The sequence below is a fragment of the Thermofilaceae archaeon genome (assembly GCA_038731975.1).
Classification (GTDB): domain Archaea; phylum Thermoproteota; class Thermoprotei; order Thermofilales; family Thermofilaceae; genus JANXEW01.
On sequence record JAVYQJ010000008.1, the window covers coordinates 41,719 to 63,551 of the forward strand.

Here is a 21,833-nt window from a genome sequence, read left to right on the forward strand (position 1 = left end):
TAGGAATGGATAAATTTTAATGGATAAATTTTTAGGATAAATTTAGAGGCTGCCTTTGAGCGACCTCAGGAATGCGATTCTCTTCGGTATCGGCGGGTGGGTTGCGAAGAGCTCTTCGAGGCTGACGAAGGGGTCTGCTAGGGCGTAGATGAAGAGCATCTTCATCTTGCTGCTGTCCACTCTCGCCTTTGCGGTTCTGTACCTGCTGTAGAACGAGTCGAGAGCCTGGAGGGCTCCGATCATCGCGTCCGGTGACGTCACTTTTGCCCCGTGGGCGTCAGCGTAGTGCTCTCTCAGCCTCGAGAGCGCTAGAACGACCAGCTGCATGATGACGCTGACCGCCATCAGCGCGATGCCAGCGAGAACCAGGATGAAGCCCCCTCCCTCACTCTTCCTGTTGCCGTCGTAGCGGTAGCGCGACGCGTAGAAGCCCGCGTAAGTCAGATAGCGGCCGAGGAAGTAGATGACGGAGGGCACGAGGCCGAAGAGCAGCATGACCACGTTGTCCCTGTGCTTGTGGTGGCCCAGCTCGTGTCCGATGACCGCCTCGAGCTCCGGCCCCCTAGCGATCTGAAGCAGCCCCTCGGTCACCGCCACGTACCTGCCGAAGAGTGGAGAGGAGTAGGCGAAGGCGTTCGGCTCCTTCATCCTGGTCGCGATCATCGCCTTCGGCGGCTTCATGCCCGACTGGGCGGCGAGCCTATCCACGATCTGCTGGAGGACCGGGTCGGGCTTGCACCCGTAGATCAGGTTGATGAGAGCCGGCGACAGGAGCCAGGAGAAGAGGGAGGGGATGAGCGCGAAGAGGAGCGCCACGGTCATCAGCTGCATCGTGAGCTCTTCACCCAGCAGCGAGGAGAGCCCGGCGAAGACGAGCAGGGCACCCCCGAGTACTCCGGCCATCGTGGCGAGCATAGCTGCCCTCAGCGCGTCAAGGCTTGGGGGCGTCGGGGTGAGGTACCTGCCGAAAAGGCCCGCAGCCGCGATGAGGATGGTCATCGAGATCGCGTAGGCCACCAAGTCGACCAGCCACCAGCCCGCGTAGGGGGTGTAGAAGGCCGGTGCGAACCACGAGAGAGCGACCTGCAATATCAGCATCACGATCGCTGCCACAGCGAACAGCGCGAGCAGGAGCAAGAGTTTCTCCCTCATACCATCACTCCGTAACACCCGTTCCCACAAGGGAGGTAAAAAGTTTCTGTACGAAGGGTTCGCTACCCCCTAAACCAAAAGGGGGCTCCGCTCGAGCGTACCCCCGGCTCCGCCGGCGCGCGGCGCTTAAATGGCTCCACTGCCTGCTCGTACCGATGGCCTCAGCGCCTGCGAGTTTAATCGTCACGTGCAAGCTTGGGATGGAGAGGGTCGTCGCTTCATACGTCAGGGAGCTGGACCCAAACGCCACTGTTACGCCGGCGCCCGAAGGCTTCCTCGGACTAGTACTCGTGGAGGATGCGAGCGACCCCGCGAGGCTGTACGATGAGATCAAGCGGAGCGTACCTGAGGCTGAGAGGGTCTATCTGGCTGAGTGCGCGTGCGAAGCGTCCGTAGCTTCGATCGTGGAGTGCGCGAAGCAGTTGGCCGGGAAAATTCGAGCCGAGGAAAGCTTCGCCGTCTCCACGGTGAGGAGGGGGGATCACAGCTTCACGTCGCTGGACGTGAACGTCGCGGTGGGCAGCGCTGTGAAGGAGCTGACGGGTGCGAGGGTGGACCTCGAGAACCCCGACAAGGTTCTCGTCGTCCAAATCATCAAGGATCGAGCCTACCTATCACTAGTCCCCGGCAGCGAGTTCCACAGGAAGATGGGGCCGGGCAAATACCCGATGTACCGTGTCTTTAGGAAGCTCGTCGTCGCCCACGAGCCCTACCTCGGGCCGCCGGACGCGGCGTACGTGATGGGGACGAGGATCGGGAGGGAGGTGCAGGTCTTCGAGGTGGGGAAGCTGTACGTCACGCCGATCGGGCCCGTCGAGGCCCAACCCCTCTACCACTTCCTGAGGGGCCTCTTCGAGGGGTTGAGGAGCCGGTACGAGCTGCAGAAGAGGAGCTACGGCCGCGAGGTGCACCGCACTCAAGTCTACGTGCAGGACCTGTACCAGTTCCTCCGGTCGAGGATGGGAACCCCTCTCATCATCTGCGAGCCTGAGGGCGAGCCCGTGTCCAGGGTAGCGGATGAGCTAGCGGACTTCTTGCTGGGCAACGTGAAGAGGGGGAGGGAGGTAGCCTTGATGGTTGGAGCAAGGGAGGGCATCCCGACTGGCCTCTTCCGCTACGCCGACTACGTTGTCGACCTGGCCCCGGGCGTAGTCATCTCGACGGAGTACGCCCTGTCTTCGGCCCTCATCGCCCTCGCAACGATCACGCACGAGAAGCTGGTGAGCGAAGCAACCGAGGAGCCGCAGAGCTGAGTCGGGCGGCTAAATCAGGGCATCTTGTGGTCGAAAGATACATTTTAAAGCTGGAAAGCCTCTCATCAAGACAATGGGAGCCGCTTGGGTGCCCCGGCTAATCGCATTGTTGGGGCTGCTAGCTCTCGTCCACTCGCTCACGAGGCCTTGGGCCTCGGTGAGGGTCATCGCCTTGAGGCTCGACTACAAGCCCTGGGAGCTGCTCGAGCAGATGGCGCGGGGCAAGTGGGACCTCGTAAACGAGCTGCTCCGGGTTGCTGAGGAGATCCCGGAAGGCGCGCGCTTCGTCTCGCTCTTCACCCTGCACCTCGCCTTCCTAGTGATCGCCCTCCTTCTCGGCTTCCTCTCCATCATCGGGAACTCAGCTGGCGGCTACGCTTCAACGGCCGTTTTCTCCACACTCTCTGTCGCTGTTCTCGTCTACACTCTCGAGCAGGCGCAGCTGCTCAGCTTCTCGATCGGTTCAGGGGCTCTCCTCTCGATAGGCGCCGCCTTCGTGTACGTCTTGTCCGCGCTGGCGGCGAGGAGCTTCAAGTAGGCTGATTAGTTCTCCGAAATCTTATCGAGGAGGTGCAGGACCAGCCCCAGCCTGGGCTTCGGCTTTGTTATGGCGCAGACCACCCTCCCCCTTACGGGTTTAACAACCATCAACCTGCCATCGGATAGGGCGACGGTCACCCTCTCCACTCCGACGCTAAAGTAGACCCGGAAGGCCTCATCGACGCCCGCCGCTAATGCTGCACCGAGCGCCGCCAGCATGTCGGAGAACCCGTTCGCACCGTTCTCCTCCAGCAGGATCCCGTCCTCGCTCGCGGACACTGCAACCTCAATCTCCCCCCTGCTCTCCTCAACCAGCTTCTTCACACCGTCCTGCCGCAAATACTGGCTGCTCATCGCGCAACCGAAGACTGTCACCTCGAGCCATCGTTAAAAAACATTTAGTTCAGTATCGCCTAAAGCCATCGTAGCTACAGGCTGTAATGTCCAAGACATGCTAAAAATCTCGGTGAGCGCATTCTGTAATGTCATTGACATGATGAATCGCGCTGCCCTCGAGCCGGAGCCGAGGAAATACTGTCAGAGACATTACATCGCCTAACTTCCCGAACTACGAAGTTCTGGGCGAAAAATGGAGAATCCGAGATATTTCATCTGAGATGGGGGAACATTGACAGTTCAAGCCTTTGAACCCCCATTGCTTTGACGGTAGAGAAGCCTCTCCACTCCGACCCGAGAAGCGCTGGGCTGCTCTAGGCAATGAGCGGCCGTGCTTGACGCCGGTTTTCTCCATGGAGCATAGACATCCTTGAACAGCCGGAGCAGATTCGCGGGCAGCATTTGCGGATAGATAAATTCCTCCCTTCAGGCGAAGTATCTGTCAACTAAGATGTGAGAAGCTCCTGGAATGTTTCACATCCATGGGTTAGCTAGCTAGGACGATGATTATCGTGATCGTCCTTTCAGACGGGGCCTGCCTCACGTACACGCAGATTCTACTGAACCTGCCTATAATGTCCTTTCCATTCCTGAACATTTCATTTAGCCATGCTTCAGCAAAATCCACGCTAAGAGTTGCAGGGTGCAGTCTGAGAGTAATAGTGTAATAGTAGTACAATAATGATGGATCTTCTGTCAACGCCGTTCTAACAATAGATTCGAGAACGCTATCCCACTGCAAGCGTGGGTTCAAGCTCCGCAGGGCGCGGTAAACAGCGCTACTGATTTCAGCATCAGTCATCCTCTCACCTTTAGGAAGTTGCGCTGGATCGATAACCTCTACAAGAGGCTCTCCCGCTCGATCAAGAGTAACCTTGTATACAGTTTCTATGCGCCACACATTTTGTTCATTTCTAGAAAAATAGCTCTCGTACTCCTCGTACCTTAAGGGGGGCATTTTCTGATCTAGAACGTAAGTTCTTCCGTTCACTACCACTGCCGTAGCTACGTGTCCGGTAAAGTTTGAGCTTAGATCTAAGATGTATGCTTCACTTAAACCCGACTCAAGTAGAAGCGCAGCAGTGAGCAATGAGTAATCTACACAAATGCCTTTCCTCATTTTTACAGTTTCAGGCGGAGAATAGTAATAGTAAGGTATAGATCTTTTGGCTTTTTCATAATCATAGTTTATATTTTCATCCAACCATTTAAGCACATTCCACACAGTTTCCGCGGGCGTTTTTCCCCTTAGCGTGAACGCTAGCTGGGATACTCCCATTCTGAAGAACTTACTCAGAGCAGATTTAATGGTATCTTCGTCGAAAAACATCCTCCAGTTCCGTAGAGGGTTGGTTCCTATTTTGTGCTCGTATCCATCGAGCAATCCGTCCTTGTCGGTATCGTTGTTCAGGGGGTCGGTTCCTATTCTCAACTCAACCCCGTCCAACAAACCGTCTGCGTCAGTGTCGTTTAGGAAGGGTTTCGTCCCTCGCCTCAATTCTTCTCCATCACTAAGCCCATCGTCATCAGTGTCCCAGCTTAACGGGTTAGTTCCTATTCCAAGTTCAAATCCATCGAGTAGTCCGTCCCCATCGGTATCTGCCTTCAACGGATCGGTAGCTAGCTTTAGCTCCATTGAATCGCTTAACCCGTCCCCATCGGTATCCGCCTTGATTGGATTGGTTCCTATTTTGTGCTCGTATCCATCGAGCAATCCGTCCTTGTCGGTATCGTTGTTCAGGGGGTCGGTTCCTATTCTCAACTCTAATGCATCAATAAGCTCATCCCTATCAGTATCTGCATCTAACGGATTGGTGCTTATTAAAAACTCATAGTCATCGGTGAGCCCGTCATCGTCGGTGTCCACTTTTGAAGGGCTTGTGCCGTGTACCACCTCGTACCAGTCGCTTAATCCGTCGCCATCGGTGTCTTTAGCTAAGGGGTTTGTTCCGAGCCTAAGCTCGTATTCGTCGTCCAAAAAGTCTTTATCGGTGTCTACGTCTAAAAAGTTCAAGCCTCGCTTGATTTCAACCCAGTTCGTGAGTCCATCGCCGTCAAAGTCTGAGTTTAAAAATATAAGAAACAGGATAGACAAGATAATGAGCGCGATAAGGATGGTTATTTTTTTAACCTTTTTTCTCTCAGCTAGAACAGTTTTTTCTGGGGTGCGGCTCTTCAGCGCAACAGACGTTACCTCTGCAGTACGTTCTTCTCTTCCTCTCTCACTCAACTTTGTTCTACTTCTGCTCTCATTATATGTTCTCCAGAACCATACGGTGTACGCGATACAAGGGTGTCCATTCGTGCTCGTCCAATGCGCCCTCACAATTGGGGCTAGATCACGGTAGCGTTCGGGGTTGGCTATGTACTGGCTGAAAGTCGCAATAAGCCTTGGTGTTACGTGCCTTTCGCAGTAGAGCTCACCGCAGAACCCGCACGCCATGAGGACTTTCTCAGAGCAATCACCCATGATGCTGCAACGGGGACATACACCCAGTGAGTTCTTATCGGCGAGAGAGGCGCTTTCCCGCTTAGCCTCAGTTTTCTTCTTAACGGCTTCTACGGATCGTAAAGCGGGCAAAGATTGCCCCGTTAGAGCCTCATACAAATCGCGAACTATTTGTACCACTTCGGGGGGTAGATCGTGCTGCTGTTTTGTTAGCGCTAGCAGACTATCGGCGAACTCTTTCTTGGAAATTCTACCAAATGCTAGTTCTTTTTGAAGCTTTTCGATCTGCGCGTAAAGGTACACATCATTGTATGAGATGAACCGTGATTTTAAGTTGAGAACGTCCACACCGTACTTCTCAATGAGGTACGAGCGGTACTTAGTTAGAAATGGGTTTACAACTTGTGTTGCGAGGATAAACCTGTCCCTCTCCATCTTCACTTTGTAAATCTAATCTTCTTCTTAAATAAATTTTTGCACATTTTCATAATCTCTTTGTGAAGCTTGCGGAGCATTCAAGCATCACCCCTCCCGGTTGTGTACGAGTATGAGATCCGATGGTGGAAGCCCAACTTACTTCACAATGATAACGCATGTATCGCAATGCATCTTTATCAGCCGTATACGTCACAGAGTTTTCGTAGCACCTCCTTTTTTAAATCGACAGCTTGCTCATAACGAACTGTAAGAGGGTTGTAGCAGAAACTCGGTAGAGGGGAATAGAAAGGACAGAACCGGCTTTGAGGAGGCGGAGAGGAGGATGACCCATATGCTGGATTCAGGCTACTCCAACGTAGTTAGACTCGAGAGGCTAAGCAAACTTACGGCATTGGAGGGGGCAATGCTTAAAACGGCTCGCGCGCAGAGAGCGGAGGCTTCGCGTGCTTGAAGCGCGTGATGTTGTGCGCTTCCTCGAGCGGCTTGGGTTGGAGCACCAGCTCGTTAGCCCTCCCAGCATTCCTCCGTTAGGGGGTTTAAGCGGCATCGTGCCGCCCGACCCTCCGCGGGGGCGTATCGCGTTAGCGGTGCCCGATCACACCCGGCCCCTACCCCTCCGCGACGTGCTGAGGGTGCTGGAGCCCCTCCTCAACCGCGCGACTCTCATCTTCGCGACGGGCACCCACAGCATGACCGTTGAGGAAGCCGTGCGGCTGCTCGGCCCTTACGCCGGTAGGGTTAGCTTTAAGGTGCACGACTGCCGGGGCATCCACAAGTACGTGGGAGCGACGAGTCGTGGGCTCCAAGTCGAAGTGGATAGCACCTTCGTTGAGGCGGATTTCAGGGTCACCGTGGGCCTGGTGGCGCCCCACCCGTGGGCGGGCTTCTCCGGGGGCAGCAAGGTTGTGCTCCCGGGGCTCTCCAGCCAGAGGACGATCGTTGAGCACCACGTCAGGTGGTACGAAGAGGGTAGGCCGGCCGTGGTGGAGGGCAACCCCTTCCGAGAGGAGATCGATGAGGCTGGGAGGCTGGCGGGGGTTGACTGGGCCCTCAACCTGGTCCTGGACGGGGATGGCAGAGTTGTTTACGCCGCGGCGGGCGAGCCTCAGAGCTCGTTCAGAGCCTGCGTCGAGGTTGCCGAGAGGCTCTACGTGAGGGACGTCGACGGGCCCTTCGACTCCGCGGTGGTGTTCGCCGACCCTCTCGACATCGATTTCTACCAGGCGACGAAAGCCCTGGAGCACGCAGCACCGGTGGTTGCTGAGGGGGGCTCGATCGTGCTCGTAGCGGGCTGCAGGCAGGGCGTCGGGGACGGCGAGTTCCAGAGGTACCTGGAGATGGGTAGGGAGGAGCTCCTGGAGCACGTGCGGGGAGGGCGTGCCGGCAACATCGTCCCGGCCATTGTCGCTTTGAAGCTGAAGGAGATCGCTGAAGCCTACAACGTTACCCTGCTGACCCGGGCTGAGGTCAGCATACCGCAGGTCAGCCTGACCAGAGACCCCCTCACAGCCCTCAGCCGGCTTAAAGGTAGGGTGCTGGTTTTGGCTAGGGGAGGCTTCACGGTGCCCCGCCTCAGGCATGGCGAGTGAAGCGCGAGCGCTGCGGCTCCCGGCAGCACAGGGCGCGAAAGCTTTAAGCCCCCATCTTCCAGTGCGATTACGGGCCGGTAGCTCAGACTGGGAGAGCGCCCGCTTGGCATGCGGGAGAACGGAAGACCCGTCCCGACGTCCCGGGTTCAAGTCCCGGCCGGTCCACCACCTGGCTTTTCTGGCCCCTGCTCAGCGGCTGAGGCCAAACACTATTCAATCAAGCGCGATTTTTCCCACGATACCTCGTTGCTTAACGCGGCAGGAGCGACGAAGAGGGCGCTGTGCGGTTAAGAACCGATGAAGACCGTGCCGTACCAGAGCGCCATGTCTCCAGCCCGCTGCGGGGGTCTGTATGGATCTTTTAAAGCGGGCGCCGAAGATCCGCCTTCAAGACCTTGTCGCATGATACCATCGCTGGGAGAAGCGTTTCAATCAATGCGGGTGGGGATCGAGCGAGCAATCTGGGGTTACGCTCGCGCGACCCATCCGGGGAACTCATTTTAACGAGGCTTCGCCCGAGGATCGGGCGCCGACTTATGGCTTACCTTGGTGTGGATTACTACCCAGAGCATTGGCCGAGAGAGAGGTGGGATCTCGATATCAGGTTGATGAGGGAGGCTGGAATAAACGTTGTTAGGCTTGCGGAGTTCGCCTGGTGCCGGCTTGAGCCTCAGCCGGGGAAGTACGATTTCTCCTGGCTCGACGAAGTCGTAGATAAGATGTCGAAAGCGGGCTTGAAGGTCATCCTCGGTACACCGACCGCGGCGCCACCGCCTTGGCTCGTCAAGCTGTACCCGGACGTTCTACCGGTCGACCACCAGGGTCACAGGATGCCGCCCGTGATGAGGAGGCACTACTGCCCTAACAACCCGAACTACGTTCGGCTGAGCGTCAGGATCGTGAAGGCGATCGCGGAGCACTACAGGGACAACCCGACCGTGGTAGGCTACCAGGTGGACAACGAGTTCGGCTTTTACGGCGACTACTGCTACTGCGAGCACTGCGTGCGCGGCTTCAGGGAGTGGTTGGAGTCCAAGTACGGGAGCGTGGATAACCTGAACAGGGCTTACGGGACCATCTTCTGGAGCCAGGAGTACAGGGACTGGTCGGAGATCCACCCGCCGACGCCGCCCTACGACGGCTGCAACCGCTCTCTCGCTCTCGACTGGTTCAGATTCAGATCCGAGTCCTTCGTCCGGTACTTGAAGAGGCAGGTGGATGTCATAAAGTCTGTAAGCCCTGAGAAGAGGGTTACCACAAACCTGCCCGGCGCTTTCCCGGCGGACGTCGACTCCTACGCCTTGAGCAGCGAGCTCGACTTCGCCTCCCTCGACTGCTACCCAGCCTTCGGTAGGCTGGACAAGGAGGATCCAGCTTGGACGGCGCTGGAGCATGATGCGTCGAGGGTCATGGGGCGTGGAGTCTACTGGGTTATGGAGCTTCAAGCGGGGTCAACGGACGGATACTTCAACCACCCGATCGGTCGCATGCCTGAGCCGGGTGAGTTGAGGAGGTGGGCGTACCAGGCTATCGCGCACGGCGCTGAGGGTGTCGTGTACTTCAGGTGGAGGACCGCCTGCTTCGGCAAGGAGCAGTACTGGCACGGGATCCTCAACCACGATGGTGAAGTGAACAGGAGGTACCTTGAAGTGAAGAAGCTCGGGGGAGAGTTGAGCAGGCTGCGCGAGGTGCTTGCGGGATCGCGGTTCGAGAGCAGAGTGGCGGTGCTGTTCTCCTACGACTCCTACTGGTCGCTGCAGATCGAAAAAGGCTACTACACGCGGAGCTACACCGATCAAGTGCTGGCCGTGTACAGGGCGCTCTGGCTCCGCAGCATCAACGTGGACGTAATCCCGCCGGACTGGAACCTGTCCAGGTACAGGGTTGTCTTCGCGCCGTTCCTCTACCTCACGGATGAGCAGCTTACAGGCAGGCTGGAGAGCTTCGTGCGAGAAGGAGGCGTGCTGGTCGCATCAGCTAGAACCTCGGTGAAGGACTCGTGCAACAACGTGTACCCAACGGGTTTGCCCGGTAGGCTCGTGGACGTCTTCGGCGCAAGGGTGATCGATTACACGCCTCTGCCTCCAAACGCTCAAGCCCACATCGCAATCGGAGGTGAGAAGCACCCTGCGGCAGGCTGGCTGGAGGAGCTCGCTCCAACCACAGCGAAGGCTATGGGGGTCCACGACTACAAGTGGCTCAGCGGCAAACCTGCTGTAACCGTCAACGAGCTCGGTAGAGGGAGAGCCATCTACGTTGGCTCCTTCCTAACGCCCGAGCTCGCTGAAGCGATTGTCGACCTCGCCCTAGGGAAGGAGGTGGCGCCCCCCGTTCTGAGAAGAGGCGATTTCGCGGAGGTCACAGTGAAAGAGAAGGATGACGGGTCTAGGCTGGTATTCGTAATCAACCACGAGTCGGAGATGAAGAAGGTGGAGCTATTGCTACCAGAAGAGCATGCAATCACCTTCCTACTGCGGGGCGCGAAGCTACGAAGCGATAGATGCACACTCGAGCTGGGCCCATACGACGTGGAGGTACTGCTACTGGAGAAGTGAGCTGACCCGACGCTAAGCTTGAAGAACGCTGGGGCTCCAGACCAGCTGTTCACCGTGAACAAAGCTGGCTACCGCTTGCCGTAGCGATCGCCAACCACCTTCATCCAAGCTTTATCGACCGTTTTCCGTGAAAACCTAACGTACGGGAAGCACTCGGGAATGTGCGAATCCCACACATAGTTCCGCGCCTGGTGCACATCTCCCCCTTCGTGGTTTTCCTCGAGGGGCCCGCCCCCGGCCTCCCCGGCTTTTAGCCGTGGACGGCCGGAGCGGGTCATGGGGCCGGCCACCGCCTCATGGCGGCAGCCTACTCGCCCGCCTCCCGGCACCCCGTCGCCGGTGCGCTTCCCGGCTGCTCACCCCCTCGTCGAGCGCGCGGGCCCCCTGGAGCGCCCCGGGCGGGTTGAGCACGCCAATCGTCATCGAGCTGCCTCGGCAGGATGGAGGTGGAGTCCGCTGAAATCAGGGACGGTAAACTCGTGATCCGGTCTAAGGGGGGAGAGGAGGTAGCTTTAGGTAAGCCGACGGACATGAGGTGGAATCCTCCGAGGGCTGAGAGGTGGTACGGTTTCCCGCTTGAATCCTTCAAGGAGGTTCTCAGGTTCGAGGGGTTGAGGGGGAGGGGGCTGCTGGAGGGGTACGCGAGCCTCGACGTAAAAGGGGAGAAGCTGCACATCGGCGCGTGCGGCCGCGTGTTCTTCGCGCTATTGAGGGGCTGCTCAGAAGAGTTCAGGGTGAGCGTGAAGCTGAGCTATCTAGCGGAGGCGCTGGAGGCCTTCGAAATTGCGGGTTGAAGCTGGGGGGCATAGCGTTCACGCGCAGGGAGCGGCGCGCAGTCTTAATCCAGCTGAGGGGAGGCTTGTTGAAAGCCTACATAGCCGCAGCCCTCGAGTGAGAGGAAGCGGGGTGCTTCATTCCATTTCTAATCTTCTTTCCCCGCTTGACCCCCAAAGGCGGGGGAGCGGTGGGGCACGGCAAGGGGTGAAGAGGGACGAAGATCCTTGAGTTTGACGGGATGTGCTAACTAGTGGGCAATAATTGTTCTCGTTGGATGCAGTGGGCAAGCACTAGGGTTTACGGCTGCAACGATGTGGTGCTCCGTCCGCGCATCTGTTCGAAAAGCGTGCTCTTCCACGCTTGGACAGTATCGGCTAAAGCCGATCTGTAGATGCTGGTTAACCGCTTCAGGTTTTGACCCCTAACGTGCTTTTTACAGGCCTTCTTGAACTTCCACGCTTGGACTGTGGGGTACGTGATAAGACGTAGATAGAGGGGGAGGAGCAAGGCGGCTACTCTGGTTATTAGAATTATCAACAAAAAGAGAATGTAAATAACGGATGCTATTTTCTTAATCTTCATGCTTAAGCTCTACTCCTCCTTCTCCCCTTTTTTCTCGATTACTTCAACCTCCTTCTTCTGGGGTGCTTCTAGCTTCATCTCGCTGATCAGCTTCGGAATCACGTTGAGTATCTCCATCTTCCTCTTGAGAAACTCCTCCGCGTACCTCGCAGCGATGTCCTCCTTAATCCCCGCTTCGATAAGACTCTTATAGAACTTAGCGACCTCCTCGCCGAGAACATCCCCTCTTAACCCGCTCATGAAGGTCTCGATTAGCTCCTTCAGCGTCGGTACCAGCTCCTTGAAGAACTCTCCCATGACCTTCAGTACCTCTCTCAGCTCCTCTACGTCACGGCCTTCCTCCACTCTTTCCTCTCCGCTCATCAGGGTACACGGTGTTGTTCACGAAGCTAAACTTTAAGCTCGTTGAGTGAGCAGAACCAGCCGGATCTATTCGGGGAGGTCGACCACCTTCTCTCTCCCCTTCTCGACCACTTTGAGGAGCCCACTCCTACTCATCTGCTTCACTCTCGAGGCCACGATCCTCCTAGAGGCCGTCCCCCTGTACTTCCTCACTTCTCCTGTCAAGGCGGTGATGCTCATCGGGCCTTTAAGCGCGATGATCTCCAGGATCGCCCTTGAGATCTCGTCGCCGGCTTTCAAGAGGAGCGGTTGAAGCTTGGCAAGCCTGCTTGCCGCCCACGCCAAGTCTACAGCAGCACCACCAGCTTTCACGAGCTTCAACGCTAGCGCTAGGGTGCGGGCTGCGAGAGAATCGCTGCCTGGCTGCTGGGGCTTTGAGACGATTTCCTCGAGCTGGTTCAACCTACTCTCGATCCTCTCCAGCCTTTCGAGTACCCTCTTCAGCAGCTCCTCTACTTTCTCATCCTTCTGGCTCTCCACTCCGTTTAAACTCATCAGGCTCGCGCTTGCAGCTCGTTTACGAGCGCGTCGATATCCCGCTTCAATCCCCTAACGGCTTCGGCGAAGCGCGGCGCCTCCTCAGCGCTCTTCAATACGGATTCGTCAACCTGCATGAAGGAGGAGGCCATGCGGATCTTGCTGGGGATTGTGAGGAGGTAGTCGGCGTAGCGCTCCAGGTGGCTGGAGAGCTTGCTGCAGTCGCTGGCGAGCTCTCTCGCGGCTTCACCTGTGGGTAGCGAAGGCGCTTGCAGCTTCCCTATGACCTTGTCCAGCAGTTTGAGCCAGTCATCGTACCCCATGCCCGTCCCGCCCGCGAAATCCTGCTCAGCGAAGCTCCTGGCGAAAAAGGGTAGGCCGTTGACGAACGTCTTTGAAGCGATTATCGCCTCCTTGACGGCCAGCAACCGTTCTACAATGCTCCCAACTTCCACAAGCCCCGTTAGGGAGCCGGTTAAAATCGGTACCGGTCTCGGGCGGCAGCCTTAAGTGAGGATACCGGCACTGTAAAACGTGCGTGCGCTCAAGCTTCTAGTTGATGAGGCCCGGCTCCGCAGCCGCAGTGACGTGAGCGGCTTGAAGAAGGCTCTCGGAGACCGCTTCTTCTTCATCGGTTTAGCGAGCTTGATCTGGTTCCTGCTGAGGACTGGGACCAAGCCCAGCAGGATCGCCTACCCGTGCCAGAGAGCGGCTCTGGCGAACGCCAGCTTGTGGCTCGCTCTGTACGTCCTCCCCCTAGCCGGCCTGATCAAGCCGAGCAGGCGCCTTCTGGCCCTCTCGCTCGCCGCGCTGGCTGTTGCGGCCGTCGCCGTCTACTTCATGCTCCCCAGGCGTGCGCCGAGCGAGGAGATACAGCTGGAGGTCAGGGAGCGCGTGGCCACTCTCGAGCCGAGCTCGAAGATCTTCGTTGTGACGAACGCGCGCGGCCGCTACCAGGACGTCGTGACGCTGGTGAGGCTCATGGGGGAGCACGGGTTGAAGTTCTACAAGTCGGAGAAGGTCACGGATGTTTCGGGGCCGGACGGCTTGATAGCCAGGGACGACGTGATCATAATCAAGGTGAACAGCCAGTGGGACCAGCGCGGCGGGACGAACACAGACCTGGTGAAGGCCCTGATACAGGTCATCCTCGAGCACCCCGACGGCTTCGAGGGGGAGATCGTGATCGCCGACAACGGGCAAGCCCAGTACGGCAGCCGGGGGACCGGGGGCAGCTTGAACTGGGAGAGGAACAACGCCGAGGATACGACGCAGTCGATGGAGAAGGTGGCCCAGTACTTCGCCGAGCGGGGCTACAGGGTTTCAACCTACCTGTGGGATACGATCACCCTGAAGAGGGTGCGGGAGTACAGCGAGGGTGACATGGAGGACGGCTACATCGTCTACGACAGCCCGGATCCGGACACAGGTGTCATCGTATCGTACCCGAAGTTCAGGACGAAGTTCGGCACATACATCAGCTTCAAGCTCGGCGTCTGGGATCCCGATTCGAGAACCTACGACAGCGCGAGGCTCAAGGTGATCAACGTCCCCGTCCTCAAGTCCCACTCGATCTACGGTGTGACAGCCTGCGTGAAGCACTACATGGGTGTGGTGAGCGACCGCTTGACGAACCACAACCCGCACAACAGCGTGGGCCGCGGGGGGATGGGTACCGTAATGGTGGAGACGAGGATGCCGGTCCTGAACATAATAGACGCGATCTGGATCAACCCGCACCCGCGCATGGGTCCAGCCACCCCCTACGGGGTTGCGGTGCGCACGAACATAATCGCAGCGAGCGTCGACCCTGTGGCCCTCGACTACTGGGCTGCAAAGTACATCCTGATGCGCGCCGCGGCTGAGCTAGGCTACAAGGATCTCTCATCGATGGATCCGGACAACACGCTCTCGGGCTCCTTCGGGCACTGGCTCCGCCTCTCGATGAACCAGCTGGTGAAGGCTGGCTACTTCTCGACGGTCGACGAGGCTAGGATGAGCGTGTACGTGAGAACCTCGGGGGGTTAAAGAAGGCAGCTACTGGAGCCCGTCCTTCGAGAGATCGTTCGGCAGCAGTTCAGCAACCCCGTTTCTCTCCGCCCTTTCTTGCAGCCTTCTAATCAGGAGACGGTAGTGCTCCTTGCAGACGGCCATCCTCTTGCTGTCCAGCTCGATTATGAAGACCGCAGGTTCACCGCAGTTCTTGTAGCCGCAGACGTCAGCCCTAGATCTCGACACGCGCGAGACGTGGAGTAACGGTCTTTAAGCTTCACGCCCCCCCGAAAGCCTCCGCGCGAGCTCAACGACGCGCCTCCTGAAGGCCAGGTAGGCCTCGGTGAACTCGTTCAGCGTTTTCGCGCAAGGCCCGTAGCTCGGCCATTCGTGGGGCCGCACCCCCCTCGATCCGTAGTGGCCGTCGATCCCCGCCTCCTTCAGCAGATCGTTGACCTCCGGCGAAGCCTCGTAGGCCTTCACGAAATCCTCGATCGCCATCAGCTTGCTGAGGAGGCTCCCGTCGTTGGGCCGCTCAATCGTGTCGCGCAGGGACTCCACGCCCTCGAGGCTGCACTGCTGGATTACGCTCAGCTGCTGGTCGGGGAACTCGGTGTTTGTCACGTTCCTCGAGGAGAGGGTGAGGAGAGTGTCGAGGGGCTTCCGCTTCGAGGCTGGGAGCAGGTCGATCCTGTCGAGGACCAGCTCGGCCTGCTCTCTCGTCACCCCCACCCTCCTAACCAGGTACTCGATCCACCTCTCCCTGTTGACCGGCGAGAACAGTATCTCGTAGACGCGCCTCGCCACGAACGTGCCTGCCATCCTGATCGCCTCCTCCAGCTCCGAAACAGCCCGCTCCGCCTCCTCCCACGGGATAGCCCCCATCGCGGCGAGAGCGTCGATGAAGGGCTTGCGGCGCATGTCCCTTCCGAGGACCCGGACGCTGCAGAGGAACTCCACCGCGCTCCTCAACCCCCCGCTCCTCGCCTTGCGCCACTCATCCCAGCTCACACCCAGCTCTACGGCCAGCCTGTCAAGGTGCTCCCAAGCACCCTCCCTCCCCTCGGCGAACCTCAGTAGCAGGCTGGAGGCCGCGACCTCCCTGAGGTGGTCCTCCAGCCTCCCGCCCATGTTCGTGTCGTAGGTCTGGGTGGGGATGATGCCCTTCTTGAGGGCCCTGGCCATCCCCCTCATGGCTGCGACCCCCAGCAGCACCTCCTGGCTGACGGTGTAGCTGAGGGTGATGTTCTGACCGACGCCCATCTCGTTGATGCGCTCCACGATCTCGAGGGAGGCCGGGAAGGCCGCTGCCACCTTGATCACGACGTTCGGCCTCCCCTTCTCAGGCACCCGGTACCCCCACCAGAGGTACTCGTCGTAGACGGCCAGGTCCTGCTCCAGCCGTTCCACGAACAACTGCACGGCCTTTACGCTCTTCTCCACGTCGTGCGCGATCAGCGGGTTCAGCTGGTAGCTGACCAACCCGTCGTGGTAGCCGGAGAGGATGAAGGGGACGCGGAACACCTGGAAGTTCTCGAGCAGCGCGAAGCGGGTCGCCTCCATGGTCAAGTCGTCGGCGTGCGCCTCGGGGTCCTTGAACCACTCGGGGTGCTCCACGGCGATAGTCCTCCTAGCGTGCTCCTCGAAGCTCTCCCACAGCTCGGGATCATCGTCGTACGCTCTCGCCGCGAGCACGGGGTTCGTGGAGACCTGGACGAAGCCGAGGTGCCTGAGCCACCGCAGCCCAAGCGCGTAGTCGTTGCCGAACTTGCACAACCCCTTCTCGTAAGCCACGCGGTAGAAGTTCCGGGTCAAGACCTCCCTCAGCGCGGCCAGGTAGCTGGACGTCAGGCGCTGCCGGTCTAGGGAGCTCCGGATCCTCCCAGCCATCCAGGCGACCATGCTCCTCCCCCTATTCACCCTCTCAGCCCTCCGCAGCTCCTTCTCGATGACAGCCTCCAGCACCGCGGGCCCTCCCAGCTCCCCCGTCTCACAGCGCTCCCAGCTCTCGAGCGCGCTAGCGATCGCGCTCAAAGCCCTTTCGGCGGCGCTCTCGCTGATCCTAGCCCACCTTCTCTCCACCCCGATCAGGTTCGCGGCCATGTTTAGGAGGAGCTCGTAGGCGCGCGCTCTCCTAACGATCCTCCGCTCCACCTCACTGCTGCAGGCCCCCTCAAGGGGCTCGCTCCGAACCATGAGGTCGATCCTCCTCACCAGGGCGGAGATCGTTGCGTCAAGGATCTCCGAAGCATCCGGGTGGAGCACGTGGTCGGCGGCAAGCTGCGGATGCCCCGCGAGTGCCGTCTTGAGCATGTGGTCGGCGTGGTCGACCGCGCTGACGGGTAGCTTTAGGGGCTCGGGCTTCGCACGCTTAACAATCTCGAGGACCGCGTGCGGCTGCACGCGGCCCTGGAAACAGTAGAGAGTATAAATCGGTATCGGGAGCCCCGCCCTACAGCCCGACCCTAGCCAGCGCCTCGTCCGCGCTGAGCTCCCCGTGCACTACGGCCGCCAGGGCTCTGATGGCCTTCGCAGGCTCAGGGTGCTGCCAGGCGTTACGGCCGATCACCGCCCCCATCGCCCCGGCCCTCACCGCCTCCTCGATCTGCCTGAGGAACGAGCGGAAGTCGTGCGCTGCCGGCCCGCCGAGGACGAGGATGGGTATGGGGCAGCCCTTGACGACCCTCTCGAATGAAACGGGGTCTCCCGTGTAGTAGGTCTTTATCGCGTCAGCACCCAGCTCCCAACCGACTCTCGCTGCGAGCGCCACGGACTCCGGCTTCAGCGCTCCACCGCTGCCCGCCACGTGGCGGCCGATGACCTCCGCCGGCAGCATCTCAGCGATAAGGGGGATACCGAGCTCCCTGCACTCCCGCGCCACGGCGGCCAGCTTCGCCAGCTGCTCGCTCTCGCTCGGCGTACCCACGTAGCCGAACGCTACAACCGCGTCCGCGCCCACGCTCACCGCCTCCCTGACGGAGTAGACGATCGTGTCCCTGGTGGGGTCGGGCCCCGCAGCCGTGGAGCCTCCATCAACTCGAGCGGCCACAAGCAGGTCGCCCAGCTCTCCGCAGACCCTCTCGATGACCGGCGGCGTGGCAAGGATCGCGTCAGCGCCTCCCTCCCTCGCGGCCCTAACCACCTTTAAAGGGTCCTCAAGGCCCGGCAGAGGGCCGAACTTCAACCCGTGGTCAATCGCGATGATTAGAGCCCTACCCCTTCTGAAGAGCCTGCTCAACCTGATGCTCTTCCCAGCCGACACCCTCAGGCCCACCTCTCGTTCTAGGCTTCGGAGATCAGCCTGCGGAGCAGCTGTACGGCCTTCTCCAGGTTTGCCGTCCTAGGCTCCGGGACGTGGCACTCGAGAGCCATGTAGTAGGCGTACCCGACCTCCTTCAGCGCTCTGAAGGGGCGGAGAAAGTCGGTATGTCCGAAGCCTGGAAGCCAGCGGTTGCTATCGGCTAGGTGGATGTGCTTCAAGTGCTTCGCAGCCATCCTGAGCGAGGCCGCAACGTCGGCTTCCTCGATGTTCATGTGGAAGAAGTCGGCCATCATTGCGACGCCCGGCGAGCCCACCGCCTCGATGATCTCGACGGCTTGCTCCAAGCGGTTCAGGAAGTGGGTCTCATACCTGTTTAACGGCTCGAGCAGCACGTACGACCCCACCTCCTCGGCGTACTTGCCCAGCTCCTTGAGCTCTGCGACGAGAAGCTCCCTCTCCAAGTGCCAAAAGCTCGGGTAGAGGGGCCTTAGGTCGGGTAGCTTCGGGCCACCGAAGGTGGGGACGACGATGACGCCCACCGCGCCTAGCTCGGCTGCCGCCCGCAGGCGCACCTTGATGTCCTCCACAGCCCTCCTCCTCTCCTCCCAGCTCGCCCCCAGCAGGTCGCCGCCGTAGCCGCTGCAGATCGTTGAAGCCTTGACCCTCACCGTTGATAGGGCCTGCTTGAGCTCGGGCAGGCGCCTCTCGATGTCGTGGCCCCAGAACTCGACACCGTCGAATCCCAAGCGCTCGGCTGCAGCCAGCTTTTCGGCCAGCGATTCGCCGGGGAGCAGGTTCTCCTGAACTGAGAGCTTCACGCGCTGGGAGGGCTGCGGAGGTAAAAATGCATTGCCGGGATCCGCTAGCGTCAAATACACCTCCGCCAGTGGTGCGCCGTGAGCGCCCCCCTCGCTAGGCTGAAGCGGAAGACGAGCGTTGAGAACCTGTGGCTCTACGTGCTAGCGGAGTTATGCAGGGGCGATGTATACCCCTACGAGCTCGTCAAGGCGATCGAGAGGGACTTCGGCTTCAGGCCGGGCAAGGTGCTCCCCTACGTGGTCCTCAGCAAGCTCGAGGATGAGGGGTTTGTTGAAAGCTACCAGGTGGAGAGGAGGAAGTACTACAGGGCGACGGAGGAGGGGAGGAAGCTTCTCATTGAGGGCGTCAACTACCTGAGGTCTCTAGCGGACAAGCTCATGGACGTGGCGGGCCTCGACCGAAGCCAGTGAACCCGGCTGCCGAGAGCTCTGCGTAGACGATGAGCGCGCAGAACGCGAGCGTGAGGGCGAGAAGGGTGAACTCCAGGGTTAGCCTCGCTTTATGCGATTTGACGCGCTTGAAGGCTAGCACGACGAGGCCGGGGTAGCCGTGGAGCACGGTGAGGGCGACGGCCGCGATCCTGAGGATGGGTGAGGTGTGTATTCGTGCCCAGAAGGCGTAGGTGAAGCCGAACTGCTGGAGCGCTCTCGAAATCATGCCGTAGCCGGAGAGGAGGTAGAGGAGCATGACTACAGCTAACGGCACCGACGTTGCGTCGACGAGCCTGATGTAGAACCTGACCCTCCGCGCGCTATCCACGCCGCATCCCCTCGATCAGCCTCCTCACCTCATCGAAGCTGCCCCGGTAGAGCTCTCTCGGCACGCCGACGGGGTAGACGTAGAGCGGGGCTTCGCCCGCCCGCGCGCTGATCGCTCTCGCTACGGCAGCGTCGTCGAATGCGCCGATCGCCACCGTACCGAGGTTGAGTGCTGTCGCCATCAGGTAGATGTTTTGGCCCACGTGGCCGGCCTCGAGGATCACGTACCTGACGCCCCGCTCGCCGTACCTACTCGTCGTCCTCTCGTAAACCGCGCAGATCACGATAGAGACGGGCGCATCCCTAACCCAGTCCTGGCGCCAAGAGGCTTCCCAGAGCTCGCGGCGCGCATCCCCTCTCCTGACGAGCGTCAAGGAGTGGCGGAAGGGGTTGTACCTGTAGACGCCCGCCTCCAGGTAGCCGCTCCCGCTCCTAACCCCCTTCTCGCCGATGACGACGTAGACCTCCAGCGGGTACGTTGCTCCGGCGCTGGGCGCCGTCCTGCGGTACCAGTCCCAGCCCGCGTGCTCCGTTACGCCCTGAGCGGCCCAGAGCAGGAGGGCGAGATCCTCAACATCCAGCGGCTCGTCCCTCCACTCCCTGATGCTCTTCCTGTGCAGCAGCGCTTCCTCCACTCTCATCTCGGTCTTCACTCTAGGGAGAGGGAGCAGAACCTCCTCACCAACCACGACGGCCTCCCCCACCGGCGCCTCACCCCCACGGTATAACAGGATTGCCGCCACCGCTACCGCGGCTGCCACGGCAGCTGCCAGGTAGACGAGCCTGAGCCGCATGGGTGAATGGCGGCAGGAGCCTTATTACTGTTGCCTGGGAGAAGGTTTATAACCATGAACTATTTCATGCCTGTGAAATAGTATGGTCCGCGTGATGCTGCTCGGCCAGGGCTACGCCGCCACCGTCTTCGCTTGGGGTCTCGCCCGGTTGAAGAAGGGTTTGATCGAGCCTTGGGGGGTTCCGCTCGCGAAGGTCGACTTCGGCGTCCCGATCGAGCGCCTCGAGATTGTCGCGAGCGTGGATGTTGACGCGAGCAAGGTGGGTAGGACGCTCTACGAGATCGCGGAGCGCTACAACCTCGAACCTGAGCCGGAGCTGGCGGAGGTCACTGTGAACCCGGGTTTGAGGCTGGCGAGCACCCCCTCCTTCATCAGAACCGCCGCGCTCGACGATCGGCTCCCGCTGGGGGACGCGATCGCCCGGTTCGAGGAGCTTCTGGACGACGCGAAGCCCGACGTTGTGTTCGACGTGACGACGACGGCGCGCTCGGAGCCGCTCCACGATTGGGAGGAGGCTGAGGAGAGGGCGCTCGAGGGCAAGCTCCCCCACCCGCAGGTTTACGCGCTCCTCACGCTGAGGAGGAGCGGGGTAGCGCACGTGAACATGCAGCCGGCCCACGTGGCCTGCAGCCCCGCTTTTGTCGAGCAGGCGCGGCTCAACGGTTCGCTGGTGCTCGGAGACGATGGCGCGACGGGGGCTACTCCGCTGACCGTCGACTTGGTCGAGCACCTGGCGGAGAGGAACAGGAGGGTGTTGTCCATCGCCCAGTTCAACATCGGTGGGAACACCGACTTCCTCTCGCTCACCGAGCCCGACCGGAACCTGGCGAAGGAGGAGACGAAGAGCGGCTTCCTCGAGGAGGTGCTGGGCTACGAGCCTCCCCACTTCATCAGGCCCACCGGCTACCTCGAACCCCTCGGCGACAAGAAGTTTGTGGCGATGCACGTGCAGTGGGTCTCCTTCGGCGGCTTCATCGACGAGCTGATCGTCAACATGAGGATCAACGATAGCCCCGCCCTCGCCGGATACATGGTCGACCTGGCCCGCCTCGCCTACGCGGCCCTCAGGGCCGGCGTCTACGGCACCGTGCCCGAGATCAACTCCTTCTACATGAAGAGGCCGGGGCCGCTAGGGCTCAAGCGGAAATCGAAGATTCTAGCCTACCAGGACCTGATCCGCTTCACCCATAAGCTCGCCGCCGCCCGCATCCCGCAGCAACCCCTCCTCCTCGAAGAAGTAGGGCGAGAGTGAAAAAGCTCCGAAGGGTTAAATGCTGGATGGTATGAGGAGAAGGGTCCTCGCGTTGGGAGCTGTTCTACTCGCGCTCGCTTCAGCAGCTTTACTGCACCGGCTTCTTCTTCCGGGCGAAGTGGCGCGGGAGTACGCTTTGGTGCGCTTCTACATACCGTGGGACGATGATGTGGAGAGCGCGACCAGCGTGAGCTACTGGCTTGCGAGCTGGGACAGGCAGATCGAGCGCGTGGTCGTGGGTGAGGACGGCCGCTTCTACGCCGGCGGCAGGAGGATCCGCTTCTTCGGTGTAAACATCGGCGGTGCAGCGTGCTTCCCCGAGAAGGGTGAAGCTGAGAGGGTTGCC

Annotated in this window: 21 protein-coding genes and 1 tRNA gene; 10 read left to right on the top strand and 12 right to left on the bottom strand. The window is 59.8% G+C overall.

Annotated elements, in window-relative coordinates:
* Positions 1–42: 42 nt before the first annotated feature.
* Complete coding sequence (locus tag QXF46_05315; protein MEM0226275.1) at positions 43–1,152, bottom strand: zinc metalloprotease HtpX; 1,110 nt, start codon at positions 1,150–1,152, stop codon at positions 43–45.
* 155 nt (positions 1,153–1,307) lie between these two features.
* On the opposite strand from QXF46_05315, the gene QXF46_05320 reads away from it, so the two are divergent.
* On the top strand, positions 1,308–2,405 hold the full coding sequence (locus QXF46_05320; protein MEM0226276.1) for an SPOUT family RNA methylase: 1,098 nt from the start codon (positions 1,308–1,310) through the stop codon (positions 2,403–2,405).
* A gap of 73 nt (positions 2,406–2,478) precedes the next feature.
* Positions 2,479–2,943 carry a hypothetical protein gene (locus QXF46_05325; protein ID MEM0226277.1) on the top strand — a complete coding sequence of 155 codons (465 nt, stop codon included), beginning with the start codon at positions 2,479–2,481 and terminating at the stop codon, positions 2,941–2,943.
* A 5-nt stretch (positions 2,944–2,948) separates the two neighbouring features.
* Here QXF46_05325 and QXF46_05330 read toward each other — a convergent pair whose 3' ends face one another.
* Complete coding sequence (locus QXF46_05330) at positions 2,949–3,320, bottom strand: hypothetical protein (GenBank protein MEM0226278.1); 372 nt, start codon at positions 3,318–3,320, stop codon at positions 2,949–2,951.
* A gap of 508 nt (positions 3,321–3,828) precedes the next feature.
* Complete coding sequence (locus tag QXF46_05335) at positions 3,829–6,225, bottom strand: transglutaminase-like domain-containing protein (GenBank protein MEM0226279.1); 2,397 nt, start codon at positions 6,223–6,225, stop codon at positions 3,829–3,831.
* A 446-nt stretch (positions 6,226–6,671) separates the two neighbouring features.
* On the opposite strand from QXF46_05335, the gene QXF46_05340 reads away from it, so the two are divergent.
* The 4 genes from QXF46_05340 to QXF46_05355 all read left to right on the top strand — a co-directional run bounded on the left by QXF46_05340 (position 6,672) and on the right by QXF46_05355 (position 11,166).
* A complete protein-coding gene (locus QXF46_05340; GenBank protein ID MEM0226280.1) occupies positions 6,672–7,817 on the top strand; it encodes a lactate racemase domain-containing protein in 1,146 nt (381 codons plus the stop codon).
* 71 nt (positions 7,818–7,888) lie between these two features.
* A tRNA-Ala gene (locus tag QXF46_05345) sits at positions 7,889–7,985 on the top strand.
* A gap of 368 nt (positions 7,986–8,353) precedes the next feature.
* Positions 8,354–10,372 carry a beta-galactosidase gene (locus tag QXF46_05350; GenBank protein MEM0226281.1) on the top strand — a complete coding sequence of 673 codons (2,019 nt, stop codon included), beginning with the start codon at positions 8,354–8,356 and terminating at the stop codon, positions 10,370–10,372.
* 446 nt (positions 10,373–10,818) lie between these two features.
* Positions 10,819–11,166: a hypothetical protein gene (locus QXF46_05355; GenBank protein MEM0226282.1), complete on the top strand. Its 348-nt coding sequence runs from the start codon at positions 10,819–10,821 to the stop codon at positions 11,164–11,166.
* A 574-nt stretch (positions 11,167–11,740) separates the two neighbouring features.
* Here QXF46_05355 and QXF46_05360 read toward each other — a convergent pair.
* The 3 genes from QXF46_05360 to QXF46_05370 all read right to left on the bottom strand — a co-directional run bounded on the left by QXF46_05360 (position 11,741) and on the right by QXF46_05370 (position 13,065).
* Positions 11,741–12,094, bottom strand: coding sequence for a hypothetical protein (locus QXF46_05360; protein ID MEM0226283.1), 354 nt, complete (start codon positions 12,092–12,094; stop codon positions 11,741–11,743).
* 66 nt (positions 12,095–12,160) lie between these two features.
* Positions 12,161–12,628 carry a hypothetical protein gene (locus QXF46_05365; GenBank protein MEM0226284.1) on the bottom strand — a complete coding sequence of 156 codons (468 nt, stop codon included), beginning with the start codon at positions 12,626–12,628 and terminating at the stop codon, positions 12,161–12,163.
* Entirely contained in the window at positions 12,628–13,065 is a 438-nt protein-coding gene (locus tag QXF46_05370) for a hypothetical protein (protein ID MEM0226285.1), read from the bottom strand. The genes QXF46_05365 and QXF46_05370 overlap by 1 nt, the downstream gene beginning before the upstream one ends.
* 79 nt (positions 13,066–13,144) lie before the next feature.
* Between QXF46_05370 and QXF46_05375 the strand changes: the two genes are divergently transcribed.
* A complete protein-coding gene (locus tag QXF46_05375) occupies positions 13,145–14,638 on the top strand; it encodes a DUF362 domain-containing protein (protein ID MEM0226286.1) in 1,494 nt (497 codons plus the stop codon).
* 9 nt (positions 14,639–14,647) lie between these two features.
* On the opposite strand, the gene QXF46_05380 is transcribed toward QXF46_05375, so the two are convergent.
* Genes QXF46_05380 through QXF46_05395 form a run of 4 tightly spaced genes read right to left on the bottom strand, consistent with a single transcriptional unit; the run spans position 14,648 to position 18,682 of the window.
* A complete protein-coding gene (locus QXF46_05380) occupies positions 14,648–14,848 on the bottom strand; it encodes a hypothetical protein (GenBank protein MEM0226287.1) in 201 nt (66 codons plus the stop codon).
* A 24-nt stretch (positions 14,849–14,872) separates the two neighbouring features.
* Positions 14,873–17,005 carry a transaldolase family protein gene (locus QXF46_05385; protein MEM0226288.1) on the bottom strand — a complete coding sequence of 711 codons (2,133 nt, stop codon included), beginning with the start codon at positions 17,003–17,005 and terminating at the stop codon, positions 14,873–14,875.
* A 49-nt stretch (positions 17,006–17,054) separates the two neighbouring features.
* Positions 17,055–17,864, bottom strand: a complete 810-nt coding sequence (locus tag QXF46_05390) for a hypothetical protein (GenBank protein ID MEM0226289.1) — start codon at positions 17,862–17,864, stop codon at positions 17,055–17,057.
* 20 nt (positions 17,865–17,884) lie between these two features.
* Entirely contained in the window at positions 17,885–18,682 is a 798-nt protein-coding gene (locus tag QXF46_05395) for a sugar phosphate isomerase/epimerase family protein (protein ID MEM0226290.1), read from the bottom strand.
* A 78-nt stretch (positions 18,683–18,760) separates the two neighbouring features.
* Here QXF46_05395 and QXF46_05400 point away from each other — a divergent pair, with 78 nt between their 5' ends.
* Complete coding sequence (locus QXF46_05400; GenBank protein ID MEM0226291.1) at positions 18,761–19,093, top strand: PadR family transcriptional regulator; 333 nt, start codon at positions 18,761–18,763, stop codon at positions 19,091–19,093.
* Here the strand turns inward: QXF46_05400 and QXF46_05405 are convergent.
* A complete protein-coding gene (locus tag QXF46_05405) occupies positions 19,059–19,442 on the bottom strand; it encodes a hypothetical protein (protein MEM0226292.1) in 384 nt (127 codons plus the stop codon). The two genes, QXF46_05400 and QXF46_05405, sit on opposite strands and share 35 nt — an antisense overlap.
* Positions 19,435–20,235, bottom strand: a complete 801-nt coding sequence (locus tag QXF46_05410) for a SagB/ThcOx family dehydrogenase (protein ID MEM0226293.1) — start codon at positions 20,233–20,235, stop codon at positions 19,435–19,437. Before QXF46_05410 ends, QXF46_05405 begins: the two co-directional genes overlap by 8 nt.
* A gap of 94 nt (positions 20,236–20,329) precedes the next feature.
* Here QXF46_05410 and QXF46_05415 point away from each other — a divergent pair, with 94 nt between their 5' ends.
* Both QXF46_05415 and QXF46_05420 read left to right on the top strand, forming a co-directional pair.
* Complete coding sequence (locus tag QXF46_05415; GenBank protein ID MEM0226294.1) at positions 20,330–21,487, top strand: hypothetical protein; 1,158 nt, start codon at positions 20,330–20,332, stop codon at positions 21,485–21,487.
* Between the two features lie 31 nt (positions 21,488–21,518).
* Positions 21,519–21,833 (top strand): hypothetical protein (locus QXF46_05420; GenBank protein MEM0226295.1); only part of this gene is annotated, 315 nt, incomplete at its 3' end.